Consider the following 20,221-nt stretch of genomic DNA (forward strand, 5'->3'; position numbering starts at 1 on the left):
GCCGGGCTTCACAAATGCGACAGGGAGAGACTGCATGAAGAATCTCATCAAGGCGACAAGTGTGCTTGCGCTGCTGGCGGCAACGCCAGCTCTCGCATGGGAGCCGGCCAAGCCGGTCGAAATCGTGGTTGCAGCCGGCGCCGGCGGCGCCTCCGACCAGATGGCCCGCATGATGCAGGCTGCGATCCAGAAGAACAATCTGATGAAGCAGCCGATCATCGTGTCGCTGAAGGGCGGCGCATCGGGTGCCGAAGCCCTGATGTACATGAAGGGCAGCGACGGCGATCCGAACAAGGTGCTGATCGCATATTCGCTGATCTACATGCTGCCGCTGTCGGCCAAGATTCCGTTCAACTGGCGCGAACTCACGCCGGTCTCGGTGATCGCGATGGACCAGTTCGTGCTGTGGGACAACGCCTCTGGCCCGAAGACCGTGAAGGACTTCATTGCTGCCGCAAAGGCCTCAAGCTCGCCGTTCAAGATGGGCGGCACGGGCTCAAAGCGTGAGGACCACGTGCTCACCGTCTTCATGGAAAAGAAGACCGGCGCGAAGTTCTCCTATCTGCCCTACAAGTCGGGCGGCGAGGCGGCGACCCAGCTCGTCGGCAATCACACCGAAGCCAACGTCAACAACCCGTCGGAAAATCTTGAAGTCTGGCGCGCCGGTCAGGTGCGTGCGCTGTGCGTGTTCGACAAGGAACGCATTTCCTACAAGACCAAGGTCACCGAGACGCAGTCGTGGAATGACATTCCGACCTGCAAGGAAGAAGGCCTCGACATGCAGTACCTGATGCTGCGCGCGATGTTCCTTCCCGGCAAGGTCACGCCCGAGCAGGTCGCCTTCTATGACGATCTGTTCAAGAAGGTGACCCAGACCCCGGAATACAAGGAATATATGGAGAAGCAGGCCTTGAAGCCCGTTTATCTCAACGGCAAGGACATGCTCAAATTCCTTGAAGAAGACGATGCCCTGAACAAGTCGCTCATGACCGAAGCAGGCTTCGTCGCAAAATAGCCCCGCCAATCGGGGCCCTGGCGCCGTCGTCCAAGCGGCGGCGCCATTTTTCTCTTACATCAGCCGGGGCGGACTCATGGCTCAAGACATCGAAATCGTCGTTGAGGATCCCACTGCGCCGGATGAGAATTCGCCTGCGATCACCAATACGCGCACCGTCGAAATGGCGGTCATGGCGCTGCTGCTCGGGCTTGCTGTGCTGCTCGGTTTTGACAACTGGCGCACCGGCGCATCGTGGGACGACACCGGTCCGCAGGCCGGTTACTTTCCGTTCTACCTTTCGATCATTCTTGGCGGCGCAGCGCTCTATGGGTTCGTCAGCGTGGCGCTCAAGCGCAGCGAGGGATTGGAGACATTCGTGACCCGTGCGCAATTCCGCCGCGTGCTTCAGGTCTTCGTGCCGACACTGCTGTTTTGTTTGGCGATGCAGTGGCTCGGCCTCTACGTGGCGAGCTTCCTGCTGATCGCGGGTTTCATGGGAATCATCGGCAAGATCACGTGGTGGAAGTCGCTGCTCACAGCCTTCATCTTCGTCGCGATCATGTTCGTGACCTTCGATATCGCTTTCGACGTCATCATGCCGAAGGGTCCGCTTGAAGCGGCCTTCGGACGCTAAGCCAGAACCGGGACAGGATCATGGAAGCACTTGGCCTCTTGTTTCACGGTTTCGCGGTTCTCTTCACGTGGAAGATTCTCGCGCTGATGATGGTCGGGCTGGTACTCGGCATTTTCGTCGGCGTGCTGCCGGGGCTTGGCGGCCCCAATGGCGTCGCGATCCTGCTGCCGCTCACATTCTCGATGGACCCCACATCGGCGATCGTGATGCTGTCATGCATCTATTGGGGCGCGCTGTTCGGCGGCGCGATCACCTCGATCCTGTTCAACATTCCCGGCGAAGCCTGGTCGGTCGCGACCACCTTCGACGGCTATCCGATGGCCCAGCAGGGCAAGGCCGCGGAAGCACTGACGGCTGCCTTCACGTCATCCTTCATCGGCTCGCTGGTCGCAGTGATGCTGATCACATTCCTCGCGCCGAGCATTGCCGGTTTTGCGTTGAAGTTCGGCCCGCCTGAATTCTTCGCGGTCTACCTTCTGACCTTCTGCTCGTTCGTCGGCCTTGGCCGCGAAGCCAAGCACAAGACCGTCATCTCCATGGCGCTGGGACTTCTGCTCGCGGGTGTCGGTCTCGACACCGTATCGGGTCAGCTGCGCATGACGTTCGGCTCGAACGATCTGCTGCGTGGTGTGAACTTCCTCGTGGCCGTGATCGGCCTGTTCGGCATCAGCGAAATTCTGCTCACCATGGAAGAGCGGCTGGCGCTGCGCGGCCATGCGGCCCGCATCAGCCTGCGCACCGTGCTCGGCGTCTGGATGGATCTGCCGAAGTACTGGGCCACGCTGATCCGCTCATCGTTCATCGGCTGCTGGCTCGGCATCACACCGGGTGGCGCGATCGCCGCGTCGTTCATGGGCTACAATCTCGCGAAGCGTTTTTCCAAGGAGAAGGAATCCTTCGGCAAGGGCCGCATCGAAGGCGTGTTCGCGCCGGAAACCGCCGCGCATGCGTCGGGCACCGCCGCGCTGCTGCCGATGCTTGCGCTCGGCATTCCCGGCTCCGGCACCGCAGCGATCCTGCTCGGCGGCCTGATGGTGTGGGGCCTCAATCCCGGTCCGCTCTTGTTCGTGGAGCACAAGGATTTCGTCTGGGGCCTGATCGCCTCGATGTATCTCGGAAACGTCGTCGGCCTCGTGCTGGTGCTGACTACCGTTCCGATCTTCGCCTCGATCCTGCGCGTGCCGTTCGCGGCCATTGCGCCGATGATCGTGGTGTCCTGCGCCATCGGCGCCTACGCGATCCAGAACGCGATGTTCGACATCTGGCTGATGCTGCTGTTCGGCGTGGTCGGCTACGTCTTCAAGAAGATCGGCATTCCGCTGGCGCCGTTCACGCTCGCGCTGGTGCTCGGCAGCCGCGCGGAAGATGCATTCCGTCTCGCGATGATCGGCTCGGGCGGCAGCGTGAAGGTGTTCTGGTCGAACGGCCTTGTCGGCTCGATTACGACACTCGCGATCGTGCTGCTGTTCTGGCCGGTGATCGATCGAATCTTCGCGAGCTTCGGACGCAAGGAAAGCCCGGTAAGGGCGTAGCATTCGTCATTGCGAGGAGCGTCAGCGGCGAAGCAATCCAGCTGAGTCCAAGGCTGTATTGCTTCGCGTAGTTTATCATCGGGCCGGCGAAGCCGGACCCGTTGGTTCGCAATGACGTGAGGAGTTACACCTGCGTCGCGCCGGTGACCTTGCAGGAGCCTTCGGCGGCTTCCTGATCGATGAACGGGAATTTCGTTTTCTTAAACAGCTTGGTGGTCTTCGCCTTGACGGTCACAGCCAACCTCTGGTCGGTCTCGATCTTCCGGCCGCCGGTCTTGGACATGTAATCGCATTTCACGCGGATGTCCTTCACGGCGAAGTCATTGTCGTTGGTGACGGTGATGTCGGCGGTGCCGGCGTTGTTGGAGCCGGGCTTGCGCCATTTCTCGATCGAGATCTTGACCTTGTCTCCGGGTTCGGCGGCAAAGGCGATGCCGGTTGTGCTGAGAAAGACTCCGGTGATGGCGGCGGCGATGATCGTCTTCATGGTCGAAATCCCGAAAGTTCAAGTCATGGACGGATTGCCGAAGCGTCATTGCCCAGGAATCCGGAAATCAGGTCAGGGCCATTGAGCAGGAGCATTTCGCCGCTACTATAGTGGCCGCAAGAATAATGCAGCAACGGTCTATGGTCAGGAATTGCAATGAACGACATCTGGCGTCTCTCGGCTACTAAACTTGCGTCGCACATCCGTTCCCGAAAAATATCCGCCAGGGAAGCCGCTCAGGCCGCCCTTGACCGGCTGAACGCAGTCAACCCGGTACTCAATGCAGTGATCGACCACCGGCCGGTTGAGGTACTGGCGCAGGCCGACGCGGTCGATACCGCGATTGCGAAGGGCTCGGATCCCGGGACGCTCGCCGGTGTGCCGATCACCATCAAGGTCAACGTCGATCAGGCCGGATTCGCTACCACGAACGGATTGAAGCTGCAGCGTGACCTTGTGGCGCAGACCAACAGTCCTGTGGTGGACAATTTGCGCAAGGCGGGCGCGGTCATTGTCGGGCGGACCAACACACCGGCTTTCTCCTCCCGCTGGTTTACGACAAATTTGTTGCATGGCGAAACGCGCAACCCTCGCGACCCGTCCATCACCCCCGGCGGTTCGTCGGGCGGGGCGGCTTCGGCCGTGACCGCAGGGATCGGTCATATCGCTCATGGCACCGACATCGCGGGTTCGATCCGCTACCCGGCCTATGCCTGCGGGGTGCACGGCCTGCGGCCGACCGTCGGGCGTATCCCGGCTTTTAACGCGTCGTCGCCGGAGCGCCCGATCGGCCCGCAGATCACGGCGGTCTCCGGTCCGCTCGCGCGAACCGTCGGCGATGTGCGGCTGGCGTTCCATGCCATGTCGCAGCGCGATCCGCGCGATCCGTGGTGGGTGCCCGCGCCGCTGGAAGGGCCGAGCCGGGAGAAGCGCGCGGCGATCTGCCTGCGCCCGGATGGCCTGGACACCGTGAAAGAGGTCAGCGACGCCGTCGCCGATGCGGGCAGGCGGCTGGAGCGGGCGGGCTGGATTGTCGAGGAGATCACGGAGATCCCGCCGTTCGCCGAGGCGGCCGACCTGCAGATGAAGCTCTGGCTGTCGGACGGCTATGACGCGTTGCGGGACATGGCCGAGCGCGAGGGCGATCCCGGCGCGCTGGCCGTTCTGCGCGACCAGGAATCGGTAGCGCGCGCGCTCGATCTCGCGGCGTTCTCAAAACTGCTGACCCGGCGCGCGACGCTGGTGCGTGCGTGGGAGATGTTCTTCGAGACCTATGCCGTGATCGTGATGCCGCCCTGCGGCGAACTGCCCTTTGAATGGCAGCTCGATCTCAAGGGCGATGCCTCGCTGCACCGTGTGCTTCGGGCGCAGATGCCGCAGATTGCGCTGCCGTTCATCGGTATGCCGGGCCTGACGGTCTCGACCGGTCTGGTCGGCCGCGTGCCAGTCGGTGTGCAGATCGTGGCGGGACGTTACAGAGAGGACCTTTGCCTTGCGGCGGGCGAGGCCATCGAGGCGGGCGGTGTGCCGCCAAGCCCGATTGATCCGGTATCGGCCTGAAAGCGGCGCTTGGCGTTGAAGACGCTTTCCGTGTCGGCGAGAAGCTGCTGCGTGCGCCGGACGACGCTGCGTCCGGCCTTAAGATCGCGGTTGGCGACATAAAGCAGGCGGTGCCCTTCGATGACGAGTTCACGGGCATGTTTGATTTGCTCGTCGAACGAGACAGCCTCTGTCGCTGCTTTGGCCGTCGTCATGGTGCGGCTCCTGTGTCTGCGTCTGGCCTGCAGTCACCAACGCCGATGTTAGCGAATCGTTCAGGGCGAGTCCCGCAGACCGCCGAACTTTCCACCAAAACGTGATTCGCCGGGCAATCCCTTGGCGCAACGAGGCAATTCGGCGTTGAACCGGGCTTGCTGCCGGGGCGTCCAACCAAAACGGCCGATCCGCCGCCGCTTGCGACGGCGCAAGCGCCGGTCCTATTGTTTAACAGGTGTTTGGCTGGGGCGGACATGAGCGTGGTCAAAACGGCGGAGCGGAGCGATCCAGCAAATACGCGTGAGACTGCCGTCGCCGGCGGCAACGGCAAGGTCGGCGTCTATCTCGCGCTGCTGCAACTGTTCTTCACGCTGGGCTGGACCGTTTATGTCGTCTACCTGCCGCAGCTCGCTGCAAAGGTCGGACTGCCGCCCGGCGCGGTGGTTGTCATCCTTCTGGTCGATCAGGCCGTCTTCACCATCACCGACACGCTGATGGGTATCGCGGCAGACCGCATGACACCGATTGTCGGACGGCTCAGCCGTGTCGTGATCTGGCTGACGGTGGTCTCGTGCGCTGCGTTCCTCGCGCTGCCGTTCGTCGCCGAACTCGGACCGGATGCGAAGATCGTGCTGATCGCGCTTACCATGACCTGGGTGGTGACGTCGTCGGCGCTGCGTGCGCCGCCGCTCGCCTTGCTCGGGAAGTTTGCCGCGAAGCCATCGATTCCGATCCTGTCGTGCCTCACGATGCTGGGCTACGGCATCGCCGGTGCGATCTCGCCGTATCTTGGCGTCGTGCTGCGCAATCACGATCCGCGCATCCCGTTTGTGATCTCCACGGTGGTGCTGCTGCTCACCGCGCTCTCGATGTCGTGGATCGAGCGCCGGCTGCGCGAGGGGAAGCTGAGCGCGCCGGAACGCACGCCGCTCGCGGTGCCGAAATCATGGGGCGTTCTCGCGCTCGTCTTTATTGCCGCGATGCTTGTTCTCGCGCTCGGCTATCAGCTGCATTTCAGCGTCAACAGTGCGCAATTGTTTCTGCGCTTCGCCAAGCAGCCCGACCTGCAATGGCTGATGCCGGTGTACTGGATCGGCTTCAACATCGCGATGTTTCCGGCAAGCTTCATCACGCGGCGGCTCGGCGGACTGCTGGTGATCGGCTGCGCAGGACTATTGGGCGCCGGCGCGGTGTTCGGTATGGAGAACGCGGCCGGGCTGAACACCATGATCGCCATGCAGTTCCTCGCCGGTGCGGCATGGGGCTGCATCCTGATGAGCGCGGTCGCAGCCGCCATCGCGGTCAGCGGCGGTGCTGAGGGCAAGGTCCTCGGCCTGATGTTCTCCGCATTGGCATTGGCGACATTCGCGCGCATCGCAGCCGTCAGCGGCGGCCTGACGAAAAATGCCGCTTACGAGGCGCTGCTGCAATGGACGCCGATCCTGTGCTGGGCGCTGGCAGGCGCAGCGCTGCTGTTCATCGCGGTGGCGCGGCTGCGCAAATGGCGGGACGGCGCGGACCCCGCCGATGCACCGGTCTAGAACACGCGTTTATTCCGGAAGGCTTGCACTTTTTATCGTCGGTTGCTCGCCAACCTTTGACTTGGCAAAGCGCCGATGACGTCGCAGAACAATGCCATGCGAACGCGCGCAATTCTCCAGATGCTTTGTCTCATATGCCTGCTGCCGGTCGCGGCGGGCGCTGCTCCGCCGATGGAACGGGGTGCTGCCATCACTGACCCCGTCCTGCTGCGTCAGCTTGACGAGACGGGACTGAGCCTTGGCAGGCTGCTGGGTGCGGAAGCTAGCGCCGCAGCCGCCGATCTGTTCGCGCTGCCATCGATGACGCAGGCTCAGGAAACGGCGGATCGCGATTTCAACAAGTATGTCCTCGATCACCACGACGATCTCGACACGCTGTTTCTGTTCGACCGCGATGCACTGAACGCGCCGGGCACGCGCTTCGATCTGGCAGGCATTGTCAACCGGATGGACCGCGCATTTGTTTCGCCTGAGACGTGCGGCGAAATCCGTCTGATCTATCGGCCGATCACCAATCACGATTCCAGGAACAAGGACGATCCGCCCGCGCGGCTGCCGATGACGCTCAATCTCGTCATGAAGGCGAAGCCTGCAGGCGCGGATACCACATGCGCCGAACTCGCCCGGCGCTGGCTGGCGCTGGCCGATCAGCCGCCCGCATCCGAACAGACGGAGATGCTCACTGCAAAAGGCGGTGCGCTGGAATGGATCACGCGCGACGCCATCGACCGGATCGAAATCAATGTGCAGATCGCGCGCGCCTCGGCTGATGCGAATGACTTCGAGGGCCGGGCGGACTATCTGATGAAGGTGTTTCGCTTCGACGGACTGAATTTTGTGGAATCTCCGATGGAGAACCAGATCGACGCGGCGCGCATCCGCGGCGATGAAAAGCTGCTTGCGGATTTCAAGGGATGGCTGCTCGATCCGGTGCGCATCGCGGAGCTTGACCGCGGGGCCATCGTGCTGCCTGACCGCTTTCTTGCAACGAGCGTCATCAACGTGACGCCTGCGCAGACAAATCCTGACGACAGAGCTCGCGAGTTGTTGGCCGACGACGAGATTGTTGCGGCTTTAGCGAAGGCATCTGCAAACGCGCCGCTCGAAAATCTGCAATCTCCGGCAGGCTTCGCGCGCCGTCTCGATGACATGACCTGCAGCGGCTGCCATCAGACCCGCGCGGTCGGGGGTTTTCATTTTCCGGGCAGGGAGCGTCCCGAATGGGCGGCAGGTGCGGTGGTGGCGGCAGCGTCGCCGCATTTCTTCGGCGATCAAGAGCGCCGCCGCGATGTTCTCGGCGCATTTCGCGATGGCCGTAGCCCGGATTTCTCGCGCGGTTTCTCTGCGCGGCCACAGGCCCGCCGCGCCAATGAATTGACCGGGACGACCTATCTGAACGGCTGGGGCGCGACGTGCGCTGTCGCGGGCGAGAATGTTGCGTCCGACAAGAGCTTTACGTCATGGACCTGTGCTGACGGCCTGACGTGTCAGGCGGCTGGCGCGAAGGATGCGCGCACGGGGTTTTGTTTTCCGAAGGAGAAGTGAAGGAGCGGGCGGCGTCTTTCACCTCTCCCCGTTGACGGGGAGAGGTCGGATCGCGAAGCGAGCCGGGTGAGGGGCCATAAACCCCGTTGGTGCACAGAATGCCCCTCACCCCAACCCTCTCCCCGCATGCGGGGAGAGGGGGTTAAGCCACGATTCCCGCGGCGCGCATCTTGGCGATTTCGGCGGCGTTGAAGCCCGCCGCCGCCAGCACCTCGTCGCTGTGTTGTCCGACGTTCGGCGCCATGCGCGGCTGTACCTTCTTCGCACCCTCGATGAAGATCGGCGTGTTGATGGTGCGCAGGTCGCTGTCGGCGAACGGCACGACAGCCTCGGTCACGCGCATCTGCTCGTCGTCCGGAATGTCCTGCGGAATGCCGACCACGCCGAAAATGAGTCCGTTGCCGTCGAGTGCCTTGCGCCAGTGCGCCAGCGGCTTGGTCGCGAACACCTTATCGAGGATCGCGATCAGTTCCGGCGCATGCTTGTGGCGTGCGGGCTTGGTTTCGAAGCGCGGATCGGCCAGCAGGTCCTCGCGCTCGATTACCTTGGCGAACACCGGGAACTGCTTCTCTTCGTTGAGCAGCGACAGGATGATCCAGCGGTCGTCGGCGCACTTGTAGTGGCAGGTCACGGCGTTCAGCGCGCGGTCACGCGGCGGGCGCTTCTGGAAGGTCGCGCCGCACAGCGCAGCCTGCGCGTAGATGCCGTTCGACCAGATGCCGTTCACCATGAGATTCGACATCACCTGCGTGCCCTTGCCGGTCTTCTCTCGCTGATAGAGGGCGGTGACGATGCCGGCGAACAGCGACATGGCGCAGGGATGATCGCCCATGCCGGGCATCGAACGGGCAGGCGTGGTCTCGTCGGTTTCGCGAACGAGGTCCATCAGGCCGGAACGCGCCCACCAGGCATTGCTGTCGAAGCCCGGCTTGTCGGCCTCCGCGCCGGTCTCGCCGTAGCCGGTGAACGAGGCGTAGATCAGGCGGCTGTTGAGCGGCGCGAGATCCTTGTAGGTGACGCCGAGCTTCTTGCGCACCGGCGGCGGGAAGTTGGTGATGAACACGTCGCATTCGGTGGCGAGCTTGCGCAGCACGGCCTGACCCTCGGGTTTGCTCAGATCGAGCGCGAGGCTCTTCTTGTTACGGCCCTCCAGCATCCACGCATAGTTGTGGGGGCTGATCGGATATCCCGGCAGGTGGGGCAGGTTGCGGACCGGATCGCCGGCACCCGGCGGCTCGATCTTGATGACGTCGGCCCCGAAGTCGGACAGCGCGGTGGCGGAGGATGGTGCCGCGATGAAACTCGCGCAGTCGATGACCTTGAGACCTTCGAAAATTCCCATTTCGGCGTGTTCCCTGTGTTTCTGTCAGGGCCGCCGGTGGGGTAGGCGGCCCGTCAATCGTTTTTGCGTTCGTCCGAAATCGCCTTGCCGTCGTTGGGCAGAGACCCCGGGCTGACGAAAGTGACATTGCCGGACAGCTTTGTCACGGCACGCAGGGTCGACGCAACCGCATCCCGCAATGCGTCAGCGGGGGTTGCAGTTTCGGCCGAAAGCGTCATCGCGTCGGTCTCGCTGTCGCGGGTCACAATCAGGCGGAGGCGGCCCAGTTCCGGGTGCCGCTTGCCGATTTCGGCGATCTGTTCCGGGCGCACGAACATCCCCTTGACCTTGGTGGTCTGGTCGGCGCGGCCCATCCAGCCCTTGATGCGCATGCTGGTCCGCCCGCAGGGGCTCGGTCCGCTCAGCACGGCGCTGAGATCGCCGAGCGCCAGGCGAACGACCGGGTGATGTGTATCCAGCGTGGTCACGACAATCTCGCCGACGTCGCCCTCGGCCACCGGATCGCCGGTTCCGGGGCGCACGATTTCAACGATGATGTTCTCATTGACCACGAGGCCTTCGCGCGCCTTGGTCTCATAGGCGATGATGCCGAGATCGGCGGTGCCGAAGTTCTGATAGGCATCGATGCCGCGCGCCTTCATTTCTTCCTGCAGGGATTTCGGGAACGCCGCGCCGGACACCACCGCGCGCTTGATCGAGGACGCGTCGCGTCCGGTCTTGTCCGCCGCATCGAGCAGGATCTTCAGGAAGTCGGGTGTGCCGGAGTAGCCGACCGGCCGATAGGCTTCGATCAGTTCGAACTGCTGCTCGGTGTTGCCGGGTCCCGCCGGAATCACGGCGCAGCCGAGCGCGCGGGCCGACGTGTCGAAGATGAAGCCGCCAGGCGTGAGGTGATAGCTGAAAGTATTGAGCACGATGTCGCCCGGACGAAAACCCGCAGCGAAGATCGCGCGCGCGCCGCGCCACGGATCGTCAGCGGCAGTTTCCGGCTCGAAGATCGGTCCGGGCGAAGTGAACAGCCGGCCGAACGATCCCGCATTTGAGGCCACGAAGCCGCCGAACGGCGGCGCGGCCCTGTGCAGGGCAGGCAGCTCGGACTTGCGCAGCACCGGAAGTTTCGCCAGTGCGTCGCGGCTGGTGATGGATTTCAGGTCGATGCCCCCGAAGTGTGCCGCATAGGCGGGCGCCTTTGCCGCCGCGGCCAGCACGCCGGGCAGCCGCGCGAACATGTCGGCCTCGCGCTCGGACTGCGAACGTGTTTCGAGGGCGTCGTAATAGTTGGTCATCGGTAGTCCATTTGTTCGTCATTGCGAGGAGCGAAGCGACGAAGCAATCCAGCCTTGCCTGGCGCTGCTGCCTATGGATTGCTTCGCTCCGCTCGCAATGACGGATGTGGTTACAGCCAGCGCTTGCGGCGCTTGAAGCTCTTCAGGTTCTTGAAACTCTTGCGCTGGTCGCCCGCGCCGCCGAGGTAGAATTCCTTGACGTCTTCGTTGTTGCGCAGCTCATCGGCGGTGCCGTCGAGCACCACCTTGCCCTGTTCCATGATGTAGCCGTGGCTCGCGACCGAGAGGGCCGCGCGCGCGTTCTGCTCGACAAGGAGAATGGTGACGCCGAGGTCGCGGTTGATCTGCTTGATGATGCCGAACACTTCCTTGACCAGCAGCGGCGACAGGCCCATCGACGGCTCGTCCATCAGGATCATCTTCGGGCGCGCCATCATCGCGCGGCCGATTGCCAGCATCTGCTGTTCGCCGCCGGAGAGATAACCGGCGAGGCCTGTGCGCTCCTTGAGGCGCGGGAAATACTTGTAGACCATGTCGATGTCGTCATCGACGTTCTTGTCGCTGCGGGTGAACGCGCCGAGCCGCAGGTTTTCCAGCGAGGTCATGTCGGCGATGATGCGGCGGCCTTCCATCACCTGGAAAATTCCGCGGCGCACGATCTTGTCGGGATCGATGCCGTCGACCCGCTCGCCGTCGAACACGATTTCGCCGCGGGTGACTTCGCCGTCCTCGGTCTTGAGCAGACCCGAGATCGCCTTCAGCGTGGTCGACTTGCCGGCGCCGTTGGCGCCAAGCAGCGCAACGATCGCACCCTTCGGCACGTCGAGGCTCAGTCCGCGCAACACGAGGATGACGTTGTCGTAAACGACTTCGATGTTGCGTACGGCCAGCAGCGGTGCGGCTGTCGTGAGCGGGGCTGGCCTGGCGTTATGTTCAGCGGCTGTTTGCACGTCGGTCGTCCTGGGTTTTCTGAACCTCTCCCCGTTTACGGGGAGAGGTCGAAGCCTGAGCGTAGCGAAGGGTTCGGGTGAGGGGCCATGTTCCGAACCGAAGTCCTGCCCCTCACCCCAACCCTCTCCCCGCAAAGCGGGGAGAGGGAGCAGTGCTTACCAGCCGAGCCATTCGTTCTTGCGCGGCAGGTCGACGGTCTTGACCTTGTCGAGCTTGATGGTGCCGGCCTTGACGAGGTCGGCAACCGAAGCGTCGGTCGCGCCGGAGACCTTCATGCGATAGATGTCGACCTTCAGCGTCGGGCGATGGTCCTTATCGGTCCAGGTCGAGGGATTGCAGACGCCTTCCATTCCGGCCGGCACCCAATCCTTCTTCTGATGGAAGGCCTTGAGAACGTTCTCGCCGGTCGCGCCGCCGTTCTTGGCAGCCCACTCGACAGCTTCCTTCATGTACAGCGCGGTGCAGACGCCAGCGATGTAGTGCACCGGCCGATAGGTCGTGCCGGCCGCATCGGACATCTTGGAGATTTCCATCACGGTCTTCATGCCGGGTGCGTTGCCGCCCCAGGCAACGGCCGTGCGCAACGGGAATACGACGCCGTCAGCAGCCGCGCCCGCGGCCTTTGCGGCGTTCTCGTCCATGCCCCAGACGTTGCCCATGAACTGCACGTCGACGCCGGCGGCCTTGCAGGCGTTCAGCACGGAGATGTTGGAGCCCGCGGTGTTGCCGAGATAGGCGTAGTTCGCACCCGAGCTCTTCAGCGTCAGACACTGTGCGCTGTAGTCGCCCGGTGTGAGTGCGAACACGATCGCCGGCAGCACCTCGAAGCCGAGTTCGGCGGCGAGCGCTTCACCTGCGGCCTTCGGCGCGTTCGGATATGGATGGTTAGCACCCATGTGAACGTACTTCGGCTTGCCGGATTTTCCCTTGGCCTTCCAGTCGTCCGCAGCCCAGGTCAGCATGCCGCGCAGCGCGTCGGAATAGCTCGGGCCGTAGAACAGATTGTAGGGCGCTGCCTTGCCCTTGCCGCCTGCGCCTGTCGGATCGGACAACGCCGCCGAATACGACGCCGACATGTCGGGGATCTTGTCCTCGGCGAGGAAGCCGGTGAGGGCTTCAGTATCGGCCGTTCCCCATCCGATGATCGCTGCGACCTTGTCGCCGCCCGACCACTTCTTGTACTGCGCGATCGCGCGCGGCACCTGATAGCCGTAATCGACGGTGTCGATCTTCACCGGTTTTCCGCCGATGCCGCCGTTCTTGTTGATCCATGCGTATGCGTCGGCGACGCCTTGTCCGTACGGTGTTCCGACATCGGATGTCGCGCCGGAATAATCGGCGAGATGGCCCAGCGAAACCTGCGCCTGAGCCACGCCGGCGGTGCCGCCGAGCAGCAGGGCGAGTGACGCTGTACTCAATAATTTCGTCATGGTCATAAGCGTAATCCTCCGGTTTCCTCTCGAGGTCTTCTTATTGTCTGTCCCGTTCCGACCTCAATGCGAGAACGGGTAGAGTTTCCAGTAAGCCTTGATTTGCCGCCACCGGTGAGCAAGCCCATCCGGCTCGAAGATCAAAAAGATGATGATGATGACGCCGATGGCCATCTCGCGCAAGAAAGCGATGTTGTTCTTGAGTCCGAGCGCGTGATCGATCGAGCTTCCGCTCAGCGCCGCGCTGATCCATTCCATCGATTCCGGCAGCAGCACCATGAAGGCGGTGCCGAGCAGCGTGCCCATGATCGAACCGATGCCGCCGATGATGATCATGGCGAGGAAGATGATCGAGCGGTCGATGCCGAAACCTTCGTTGGAGACGACTTGATTATAATGCGCGTAAAGCGCGCCGCCGACGCCGGCGAAGAATGCAGCCAATCCGAACGAAAGTGTTCGGTATTTGGTGAGGTTGATGCCCATGATTTCGGCTGACAGGTAATGGTCGCGCACCGCGACCAGCGCGCGCCCGTCACGGGTCCGCATCAGGTTTGTGACGAGCAGATAACAGACGATCACATAGGCCAGCACGACATAGAAATACTGCCGGTCGCCGCGCAGGGTCTTGCCGAAGATCGAGAACGCATCGGCATGGGCCGGAACGCTGCCACCGGTGAACCACTCGGCGCGCGAGAAGAAGTCGAGCAGGATGAACTGCGCGGCCAATGTCGCGATCGCGAGGTAAAGCCCCTTCAGCCGCGCGGCGGGGAGGCCGAAGATCAGCCCGACCAGCGCGGTCACGAGGCCTGACAGCGGAATGGCGAAGAACACCGGAACGTGCAGCTTGCTCGACACATAGGCCGAGGTGAACGCGCCGAAGCCGAAGAAGGCGGCATGGCCAATGGAGATCTGTCCGGTAAAGCCCACCACGATGTTGAGGCCGAGGGCGGCGATGCCGAAGATGCCGATCTGGATCAGCAGGCTGAGGCTGTATTCGTTCAGCACATAGGGCGCGAAACAGATCAGCACGATGCCGAGGATCATCATGTTCCGGCTGGTTGTGGTCGGAAACACGGTGGTGTCGGCCGCGTACGTGGTGCGGTAGTCGCCTGCGGGGAGAAGGGTCTGGCCTGCCATGATCAGATACGCTCGATGTCTTTGGTGCCGAACAGGCCGTAAGGCTTGATCATCAGGATGATGATGAGGGCGTAGAACGGCGCGATCTCGAACAGATTGCCCCAGTGCAGGTACTCGCTGTCGACGAAGTGCGCGAGGTTCTCAAGCAGTCCGATGATGATGCCGCCGATCACCGCGCCGCCGACGCTGTCGAGGCCGCCGAGGATCGCCGCCGGAAACACCTTGATGCCGTAGGCGGCAAGGCCGGCCGAGACGCCGTTGACCACGGCGACAACGACGCCGGCGACCGCCGACACGGTTGCGGAAATCGCCCAGGCCATCGCGAACACGCTCTTCACCGAAATGCCGAGCGACTGAGCGACCTGCTGGTTGAACGCGGTGGCGCGCATCGCAAGGCCGTATTTCGAGACCTTGAAGAACCACGCCATGCCGCCCATCATCGCCACCGAGACCGCGAGGCTGAGAAGGTAGACGGTCTGCACCTGAAGCCCGAAGATGTTGACGAGCTGGGTGTTGAAGATGCGCGGGAACGGCTGCAGGTTGACGCCGAACATCCACTTCATCAGCGCCGAGAACACCGTGGACAGCGCGATGGTCACCATGATCACCGAAATGATCGGCTCGCCGATCATCGGGCGCAGGATCACGAGCTGGATCGCGATGCCGAACAAGAACATGAACACCAGCGTGATCGGCATGCCGAGATAGAACGGCACCTGATATTTGGTCAGCAGCCACCAGCACACCCATGCGCCGATCAGCAGCAGTTCGCCCTGCGCGAAGTTGACCACCTGCGTGGCCTTGTAGATCAGCACGAACGACATGGCGACGACGCCATAGAGGGTGCCGACGACAAGGCCGTTGATGAGGAGTTGGATCAGAAGCTGGGTGTTCACTCGGCGGCCTCCGCCGTCTTGTTTCGGGCTTCAAGGTCGATCACCGGCAGGGTGCAGCGGATGCGCTGGGTGGTGCCGTCCTGGAAGCGGATCACGGTGTCGATGTCGATGTCGGGTCTGTCGCCATAGATGGCGTTGATGATGTCGCCATACTTCTCGTTGATGACGGTGCGGCGGACCTTGCGGGTGCGTGTCAGTTCGCCGTCGTCGGCATCGAGTTCCTTGTAGAGCAGCAGGAACTTGGAGATGCGCTGCGCCGGCGGCAGCGTGGCGTTGACCGCCTCGACTTCCTTGCGCAGCAGCTCATAGGTCTCGGGCCGCGAGGAGAGGTCGGTATACGTCGTGAAGGACAGCCGGTTCTTCTCCGCCCACTTCGAGACGATGGAGAAGCGGATGCAGAGCATGGCCGCGAGATAGTCGCGCCCGTCGCCCAGCACCACGGCTTCGGCGACATAGGGCGAGAACTTCAGCTTGTTCTCGATGTATTGCGGCGAGAAACGGTCGCCGCGCGAGGTCTGCGCCAGATCCTTGATGCGGTCGATGACCACAAGCTGCTTCGCCTTGTTGAAGTAGCCGGCGTCGCCGGAATGCATCCAGCCGTCGCGCATATCGACGGCGGTGGCCGCCTCGTTCTTGTAGTAGCCGGAGAACATGTTCGGATGGCGCACCACGATCTCGCCGACGCCGTTGATGTCGGGATCGCGGATTTCGATCTCGATACTGTCAGCCATCGACACGCCGGTGGTGTCGGGATCGACCTCGTCGGGCTTGTGCAGCGTGAACGCGCCCAGCGTTTCGGTCTGGCCGTAAAGCGTGCGCAGCGGCACGCCCATGGCGCGGAAGAACTTGAAGGTGTCAGGACCCAGCGCCGCGCCGCCGGTGGCCGCGGAACGCAGCCGCGAAAAGCCGAGGCGGTCGCGCAGGGCGCGGAACAGCAGGGTGTCGGCCAGCGCCGAATGCTTGCCTTCGGCCAGCGCGGCAAGGCCCGATTTCATGCCGATATCGTAAAGCCGCTGCTTGAGCGGCGAGGCATCCATCACGCGGGCGCGGACATCGGCGGCAATGGCTTCCCAGATGCGCGGTGCAAACAGCACGAAGGTCGGCGCGATCTCGCGGAAGTCGTTCATCATCGTGTCCGGCTCTTCGACGAAGTTGACCTTCATCCGCGAGAGCAGACCTTTGCCGAGCGCGTACACCTGCTCCATGATCCAGGGCAGGGGCAGCACCGAGACGTACTCGTCGTCCGGGCCTTTGGGATCGAAGGCGAGATAGTTCGCGCAGTGGCGGAGCACGCGGCCCGCCGCCAGCATGGCGAGCTTGGGGTTCGATGTGGTGCCGGACGTCGTGCAGAGAATGGCGACGTCATCGCCTTTGGTCGCGTCCACCAGTTGATCGTAAAGCTGCGGCTCGCGCGCGGCGCGGTCGCGGCCCATCTTCGCCAGCTTGTCGGCGTCGAGCAGGCGCGGATCGTTGTATTTGCGCATGCCGCGCGGATCGGAATAGACGATGTGCTTGAGATGCGGCGCGCGGTCGCCGAGTTCGAGCAGCTTGTCGACCTGCTCTTCGTCCTCGGCGAACACGATCTTGGTCTCGCCGTAGGTCAGGAGATACAGCACTTCCTCGGGCAGCGACTCGCGGTACATGCCGAGCGACATGCCGCCGACGGCATGGGCCGCGATTTCAGCGGCGACCCAGTCCGGCCGGTTGTCGCCGATAATGCCGATCACGTCGCCGCGCTTGATGCCGAGTTCAACCATGCCCAGCGTGAAATCACGCACGCGGTTCTGATAGTCGTTCCAGGTGAACACGCGCCAGAGACCGAAGTCCTTTTCGCGCAGCGCAATCTCGTTGCCGTGCTCCGCCGCATTGAGCCGCAGCATCTTGGGGTAGGTGTCGGCCTGTGCGACGCGGCCTGCATAGTCCATCATGCCGTGGCCTCCGCGACAGGATTGGTGTCGTCGAGCGCATCGAGCACTTCGTCTTCCTCGCCGAGATAGGCCTTGCGCACATGCGGATCGTCCAGCACGTCGGCGGGCAGGCCCTCGGCGATCTTGCGGCCGAAATCCAGCACGGTGACGCGGTGGGAAATATCCATCACGACGCCCATGTCGTGCTCGATCATCATCACCGTCATCCCGTACTCTTCATTGAGATCGACGATGTAGCGGGCCATGTCTTCCTTCTCTTCGAAGTTCATGCCGGCCATCGGCTCGTCGAGAAGAATGAGTTTCGGCTCCAGCGCCATCGCGCGCGCGAGTTCGACGCGCTTGCGCAGGCCGTAGGAGAGGGTGCCTGCGGTCGCCTTGCGCACGGACTGCAGGTCGAGGAAGTCGATGATCTCTTCCACCTTGCGGCGGTGTTCGAGTTCTTCGCGCCGCGCGCCGGTCAGCCAGTAGAGCGAGCCGGTGATGAAATTGTTTTTCAGGAGGTGATGCCGCCCGACCATGATGTTGTCGAGCACGGTCATATGGTGGAACAGCGCGAGATTCTGGAACGTGCGGCCGATGCCGAGCGCGGCACGCGCATTCGGCTTCAGCCCCGTGATATCGCGGCCCTGATAGAAAAGCTGTCCTTCCGTCGGGGTGTAGCGGCCGGAGACGCAGTTGACGATCGAGGTCTTGCCGGCGCCGTTGGGGCCGATGATCGAAAACAGTTCGCCTTCGTTGACGCCGAAACTCACATCGGTCAGGGCGCGCACGCCGCCGAACCGTAGTGAGACCCCCCGCACCTCCAATGCGTAAGCCACTCAATTCCTCCCAGATACGGCGCTTGGCGCGCTCTTTATCTATGGTCCGATAACCACGGGCCCGATCCTATACCGGGGGGCCCTGGCAAGCCATTCTACTATTGATGTTTTGCGCCGCAGGACGCATTTGCCGTAGCCGTCCTTACGGCAATCCGCGACATTGAAATGTCTTGTGCCTGACAATTCATTGGGCAATTTCACAGCGTGCGCGGTATACCAAAGGACGGTTTACTGCGTCGCAGCATGACGCGAGGGGACGATCGAGACAGCATGGTTTCTGCGGAATACCTCAAGCGCATTGCGGTCTGGTCGCGCGGCCTGAACGAGCGGGAAATCGAAGTCGCGCGTGCTGGCGTGATCGAGAAATCCTTCGGCGCGAACGAATTCATCTGCATGCGCGGGGATCATTTCGAATACTGGATGGGCGTGGTCACTGGGCTGGTGCGGATCGGCACCGGTTCGCGCGACGGCAAGGCGGTCAGCTTCACCGGCATGACCAACGGCGCCTGGTTCGGCGAAGGAACCGTGCTCAAGAACGAGGCGAGGCGTTATGACGCGGTGGCCCTGCGCGACACGCGCCTGGCGCTGATGGACCGCGCCACCTTCTTCTGGCTGTTCGAGAACAGCGTGGCGTTCAACCGCTTTCTGGTGGGGCTGTTGAACGAGCGCCTCGGGCAGTTCATGGGCCTGGTCGAATACGGCCGGATGCTGGATGCGAAGGCGCGCCTCGCGCGCTCGATCGCGTCGCTGTTCAATCCGATCCTGTATCCGGATCATTCGCGCCATCTCGACATCACGCAGGAAGAGCTCGGCGCCATCTCCGGCATCTCGCGGCAGAACGCCAACCAGTGCCTCAAGACGCTGGAGAAGGAAGGGCTGCTCCGGCTCGAATACGGCGGCGTGACGGTGGTCGATCTGGAGCGGCTGCGCGGATATGGGGAGTAGGGCGAAGCGGCACGGCTTCACTCCGCCCATTCCAGATCAGTTGTGAACACAATCGACAGCCAGCGGTCGGGCGTGTCGTTGCCGATGGCCTCGCCGATCTCGTCGCGGATCTTGTCCCATTCCTCGAGACGCTTGGGCGGCAGGCCGGCCGGAACGATGAAGTACAACTCGATCTGCCGGCCACGGCCGACGCGCGCGACATAGGCCCGGTAGGACAGGAACTGATAGCGCAGCACGATCTGCCGGGCGATCTCTTCGACGTGCTGCATCAGATCGGGCGGCGTGACCAGCAGGGCGTCCGCCAGCGCCTGACGCACGGTGCCGATCGGGATTGGAATGACAATCAGACAGACGATCGCCAGCGCGGCGGGGTCGATATAGGGCGACATCCATTTCAGGCTGGTGCCCTGAATCATGTAGCCGAAGACAAAAGCCGCGAGCAGGGCGGCCGTCAGCGCCGCCGACATCATCCATGCTTTGGCGTCGAGGGCGACGAAGTTGGACCGGATGGTCCGGTTGGCCCTGAGGTCGAAGATCGCCATGCCGATTGCGGCGAGCGTTATCACGATGGCGTAGATAATCGCCTGATCGAAGGCGAGTTCGCGCCCTCCCGCCAGCAGGCTGCCGATGGCGGTGATCAGCGCATAGATCGCTGCGCCGATCAGCAGGATGCCGTTCAGGCCGAGAACCATCGGCTCCAGATGCCAGAAGCCCATGGTGAACTGCGCGATGAACCGGGATTTGGAGCCGCCTTCGCGCGTGGATGCCGCGATCAGGTTGGACACCAGCAGCGCGAGGATCGTCATCACAGCGTCGATCAGCGCATAGACGCCGTCGAAAACAATCGCGTAGGAGCCCGACAGAAGGCCGAACAGAATCCCCATCCCGGCGAGAGCCAGGGTCACGGCGATCGACAGGCGCAGAACGCTTTGTTCAGTCCTCATGCGAATGCATCCGCAATTCCGCGGCGTAATTTCTACGCCGCGGGGCGGACGAT

Annotated in this window: 18 protein-coding genes; 7 read left to right on the forward strand and 11 right to left on the reverse strand. The window is 62.8% G+C overall.

The window, feature by feature from the left end; translation table 11 throughout:
• Positions 1-34 precede the first annotated feature (34 nt).
• The 3 genes from I554_RS0115135 (at position 35) to I554_RS0115145 (ending at position 3,163) form a co-directional block, all read left to right on the forward strand.
• Positions 35-1,015, forward strand: coding sequence for a tripartite tricarboxylate transporter substrate-binding protein (locus tag I554_RS0115135; protein ID WP_024576254.1), 981 nt, complete (start codon positions 35-37; stop codon positions 1,013-1,015).
• A gap of 76 nt (positions 1,016-1,091) precedes the next feature.
• Positions 1,092-1,631 carry a tripartite tricarboxylate transporter TctB family protein gene (locus tag I554_RS0115140; protein ID WP_024576253.1) on the forward strand — a complete coding sequence of 180 codons (540 nt, stop codon included), beginning with the start codon at positions 1,092-1,094 and terminating at the stop codon, positions 1,629-1,631.
• A 20-nt stretch (positions 1,632-1,651) separates the two neighbouring features.
• Positions 1,652-3,163 carry a tripartite tricarboxylate transporter permease gene (locus tag I554_RS0115145; protein WP_024576252.1) on the forward strand — a complete coding sequence of 504 codons (1,512 nt, stop codon included), beginning with the start codon at positions 1,652-1,654 and terminating at the stop codon, positions 3,161-3,163.
• Positions 3,164-3,287: 124 nt separating this feature from the next.
• Here I554_RS0115145 and I554_RS0115150 read toward each other — a convergent pair whose 3' ends face one another.
• The gene (locus I554_RS0115150; protein ID WP_024576251.1) at positions 3,288-3,650 is read right to left on the reverse strand and encodes a hypothetical protein; all 363 of its coding nucleotides are present in this window, start codon (positions 3,648-3,650) and stop codon (positions 3,288-3,290) included.
• 156 nt (positions 3,651-3,806) lie between these two features.
• Here I554_RS0115150 and I554_RS0115155 point away from each other — a divergent pair, with 156 nt between their 5' ends.
• Positions 3,807-5,210 carry an amidase family protein gene (locus I554_RS0115155; protein ID WP_024576250.1) on the forward strand — a complete coding sequence of 468 codons (1,404 nt, stop codon included), beginning with the start codon at positions 3,807-3,809 and terminating at the stop codon, positions 5,208-5,210.
• Here the strand turns inward: I554_RS0115155 and I554_RS26435 are convergent.
• Positions 5,123-5,404 carry a hypothetical protein gene (locus I554_RS26435; protein WP_034473646.1) on the reverse strand — a complete coding sequence of 94 codons (282 nt, stop codon included), beginning with the start codon at positions 5,402-5,404 and terminating at the stop codon, positions 5,123-5,125. The genes I554_RS0115155 and I554_RS26435 overlap by 88 nt on opposite strands.
• 255 nt (positions 5,405-5,659) lie before the next feature.
• On the opposite strand from I554_RS26435, the gene I554_RS0115160 reads away from it, so the two are divergent.
• Together I554_RS0115160 and I554_RS0115165 are read left to right on the forward strand one after the other, a co-directional pair.
• Positions 5,660-6,946: an MFS transporter gene (locus I554_RS0115160; protein ID WP_024576249.1), complete on the forward strand. Its 1,287-nt coding sequence runs from the start codon at positions 5,660-5,662 to the stop codon at positions 6,944-6,946.
• 96 nt (positions 6,947-7,042) lie between these two features.
• A complete protein-coding gene (locus tag I554_RS0115165; RefSeq protein ID WP_029659528.1) occupies positions 7,043-8,491 on the forward strand; it encodes a hypothetical protein in 1,449 nt (482 codons plus the stop codon).
• Positions 8,492-8,633: 142 nt separating this feature from the next.
• Here the strand turns inward: I554_RS0115165 and I554_RS0115170 are convergent, their stop codons facing one another.
• The 8 genes from I554_RS0115170 to I554_RS0115205 all read right to left on the reverse strand — a co-directional run bounded on the left by I554_RS0115170 (position 8,634) and on the right by I554_RS0115205 (position 18,279).
• Positions 8,634-9,833 carry a CoA transferase gene (locus tag I554_RS0115170; RefSeq protein ID WP_024576247.1) on the reverse strand — a complete coding sequence of 400 codons (1,200 nt, stop codon included), beginning with the start codon at positions 9,831-9,833 and terminating at the stop codon, positions 8,634-8,636.
• Between the two features lie 53 nt (positions 9,834-9,886).
• Positions 9,887-11,119 (reverse strand): AMP-binding protein, encoded by a 1,233-nt coding sequence (locus I554_RS0115175; protein WP_024576246.1) that lies wholly within the window; start codon positions 11,117-11,119, stop codon positions 9,887-9,889.
• A 110-nt stretch (positions 11,120-11,229) separates the two neighbouring features.
• Entirely contained in the window at positions 11,230-12,069 is an 840-nt protein-coding gene (locus I554_RS0115180) for an ABC transporter ATP-binding protein (RefSeq protein ID WP_024578181.1), read from the reverse strand.
• 156 nt (positions 12,070-12,225) lie between these two features.
• Positions 12,226-13,506: an ABC transporter substrate-binding protein gene (locus I554_RS0115185; RefSeq protein ID WP_024578182.1), complete on the reverse strand. Its 1,281-nt coding sequence runs from the start codon at positions 13,504-13,506 to the stop codon at positions 12,226-12,228.
• Positions 13,507-13,563: 57 nt separating this feature from the next.
• Positions 13,564-14,637, reverse strand: a complete 1,074-nt coding sequence (locus I554_RS0115190; protein WP_024574683.1) for a branched-chain amino acid ABC transporter permease — start codon at positions 14,635-14,637, stop codon at positions 13,564-13,566.
• A gap of 2 nt (positions 14,638-14,639) precedes the next feature.
• Positions 14,640-15,533: a branched-chain amino acid ABC transporter permease gene (locus tag I554_RS0115195; RefSeq protein WP_024574684.1), complete on the reverse strand. Its 894-nt coding sequence runs from the start codon at positions 15,531-15,533 to the stop codon at positions 14,640-14,642.
• Positions 15,530-17,461, reverse strand: a complete 1,932-nt coding sequence (locus I554_RS0115200) for a long-chain fatty acid--CoA ligase (protein WP_024574685.1) — start codon at positions 17,459-17,461, stop codon at positions 15,530-15,532. Before I554_RS0115200 ends, I554_RS0115195 begins: the two co-directional genes overlap by 4 nt.
• Positions 17,458-18,279, reverse strand: a complete 822-nt coding sequence (locus I554_RS0115205) for an ABC transporter ATP-binding protein (protein ID WP_024574686.1) — start codon at positions 18,277-18,279, stop codon at positions 17,458-17,460. Before I554_RS0115205 ends, I554_RS0115200 begins: the two co-directional genes overlap by 4 nt.
• A 270-nt stretch (positions 18,280-18,549) precedes the next feature.
• Here I554_RS0115205 and I554_RS0115210 point away from each other — a divergent pair, with 270 nt between their 5' ends.
• Positions 18,550-19,224 (forward strand): Crp/Fnr family transcriptional regulator, encoded by a 675-nt coding sequence (locus I554_RS0115210; protein ID WP_024574687.1) that lies wholly within the window; start codon positions 18,550-18,552, stop codon positions 19,222-19,224.
• Between the two features lie 17 nt (positions 19,225-19,241).
• Here I554_RS0115210 and I554_RS0115215 read toward each other — a convergent pair whose 3' ends face one another.
• A complete protein-coding gene (locus I554_RS0115215; RefSeq protein WP_024574688.1) occupies positions 19,242-20,168 on the reverse strand; it encodes a cation transporter in 927 nt (308 codons plus the stop codon).
• Positions 20,169-20,221: the final 53 nt, after the last annotated feature.

The organism is Afipia sp. OHSU_II-C1 (assembly GCF_000497575.1).
Lineage (GTDB): Bacteria > Pseudomonadota > Alphaproteobacteria > Rhizobiales > Xanthobacteraceae > Afipia.

What these genes read in the sequence shown, in the direction of transcription:
- I554_RS0115185 (WP_024578182.1), bottom strand. Translation starts at nt 13,506, where the DNA reads ATGACCATGACGAAATTATTGAGTACAGCGTCACTCGCCCTGCTGCTC.
- I554_RS0115140 (WP_024576253.1), top strand. Translation starts at nt 1,092, where the DNA reads ATGGCTCAAGACATCGAAATCGTCGTTGAGGATCCCACTGCGCCGGAT.
- I554_RS0115175 (WP_024576246.1), bottom strand. Translation starts at nt 11,119, where the DNA reads ATGACCAACTATTACGACGCCCTCGAAACACGTTCGCAGTCCGAGCGC.
- I554_RS0115135 (WP_024576254.1), top strand. Translation starts at nt 35, where the DNA reads ATGAAGAATCTCATCAAGGCGACAAGTGTGCTTGCGCTGCTGGCGGCA.
- I554_RS0115215 (WP_024574688.1), bottom strand. Translation starts at nt 20,168, where the DNA reads ATGAGGACTGAACAAAGCGTTCTGCGCCTGTCGATCGCCGTGACCCTG.
- I554_RS0115145 (WP_024576252.1), top strand. Translation starts at nt 1,652, where the DNA reads ATGGAAGCACTTGGCCTCTTGTTTCACGGTTTCGCGGTTCTCTTCACG.
- I554_RS0115170 (WP_024576247.1), bottom strand. Translation starts at nt 9,833, where the DNA reads ATGGGAATTTTCGAAGGTCTCAAGGTCATCGACTGCGCGAGTTTCATC.
- I554_RS0115155 (WP_024576250.1), top strand. Translation starts at nt 3,807, where the DNA reads ATGAACGACATCTGGCGTCTCTCGGCTACTAAACTTGCGTCGCACATC.
- I554_RS0115200 (WP_024574685.1), bottom strand. Translation starts at nt 17,461, where the DNA reads ATGATGGACTATGCAGGCCGCGTCGCACAGGCCGACACCTACCCCAAG.
- I554_RS0115210 (WP_024574687.1), top strand. Translation starts at nt 18,550, where the DNA reads ATGGTTTCTGCGGAATACCTCAAGCGCATTGCGGTCTGGTCGCGCGGC.
- I554_RS0115190 (WP_024574683.1), bottom strand. Translation starts at nt 14,637, where the DNA reads ATGGCAGGCCAGACCCTTCTCCCCGCAGGCGACTACCGCACCACGTAC.
- I554_RS0115150 (WP_024576251.1), bottom strand. Translation starts at nt 3,650, where the DNA reads ATGAAGACGATCATCGCCGCCGCCATCACCGGAGTCTTTCTCAGCACA.
- I554_RS0115160 (WP_024576249.1), top strand. Translation starts at nt 5,660, where the DNA reads ATGAGCGTGGTCAAAACGGCGGAGCGGAGCGATCCAGCAAATACGCGT.
- I554_RS26435 (WP_034473646.1), bottom strand. Translation starts at nt 5,404, where the DNA reads ATGACGACGGCCAAAGCAGCGACAGAGGCTGTCTCGTTCGACGAGCAA.
- I554_RS0115165 (WP_029659528.1), top strand. Translation starts at nt 7,043, where the DNA reads ATGCGAACGCGCGCAATTCTCCAGATGCTTTGTCTCATATGCCTGCTG.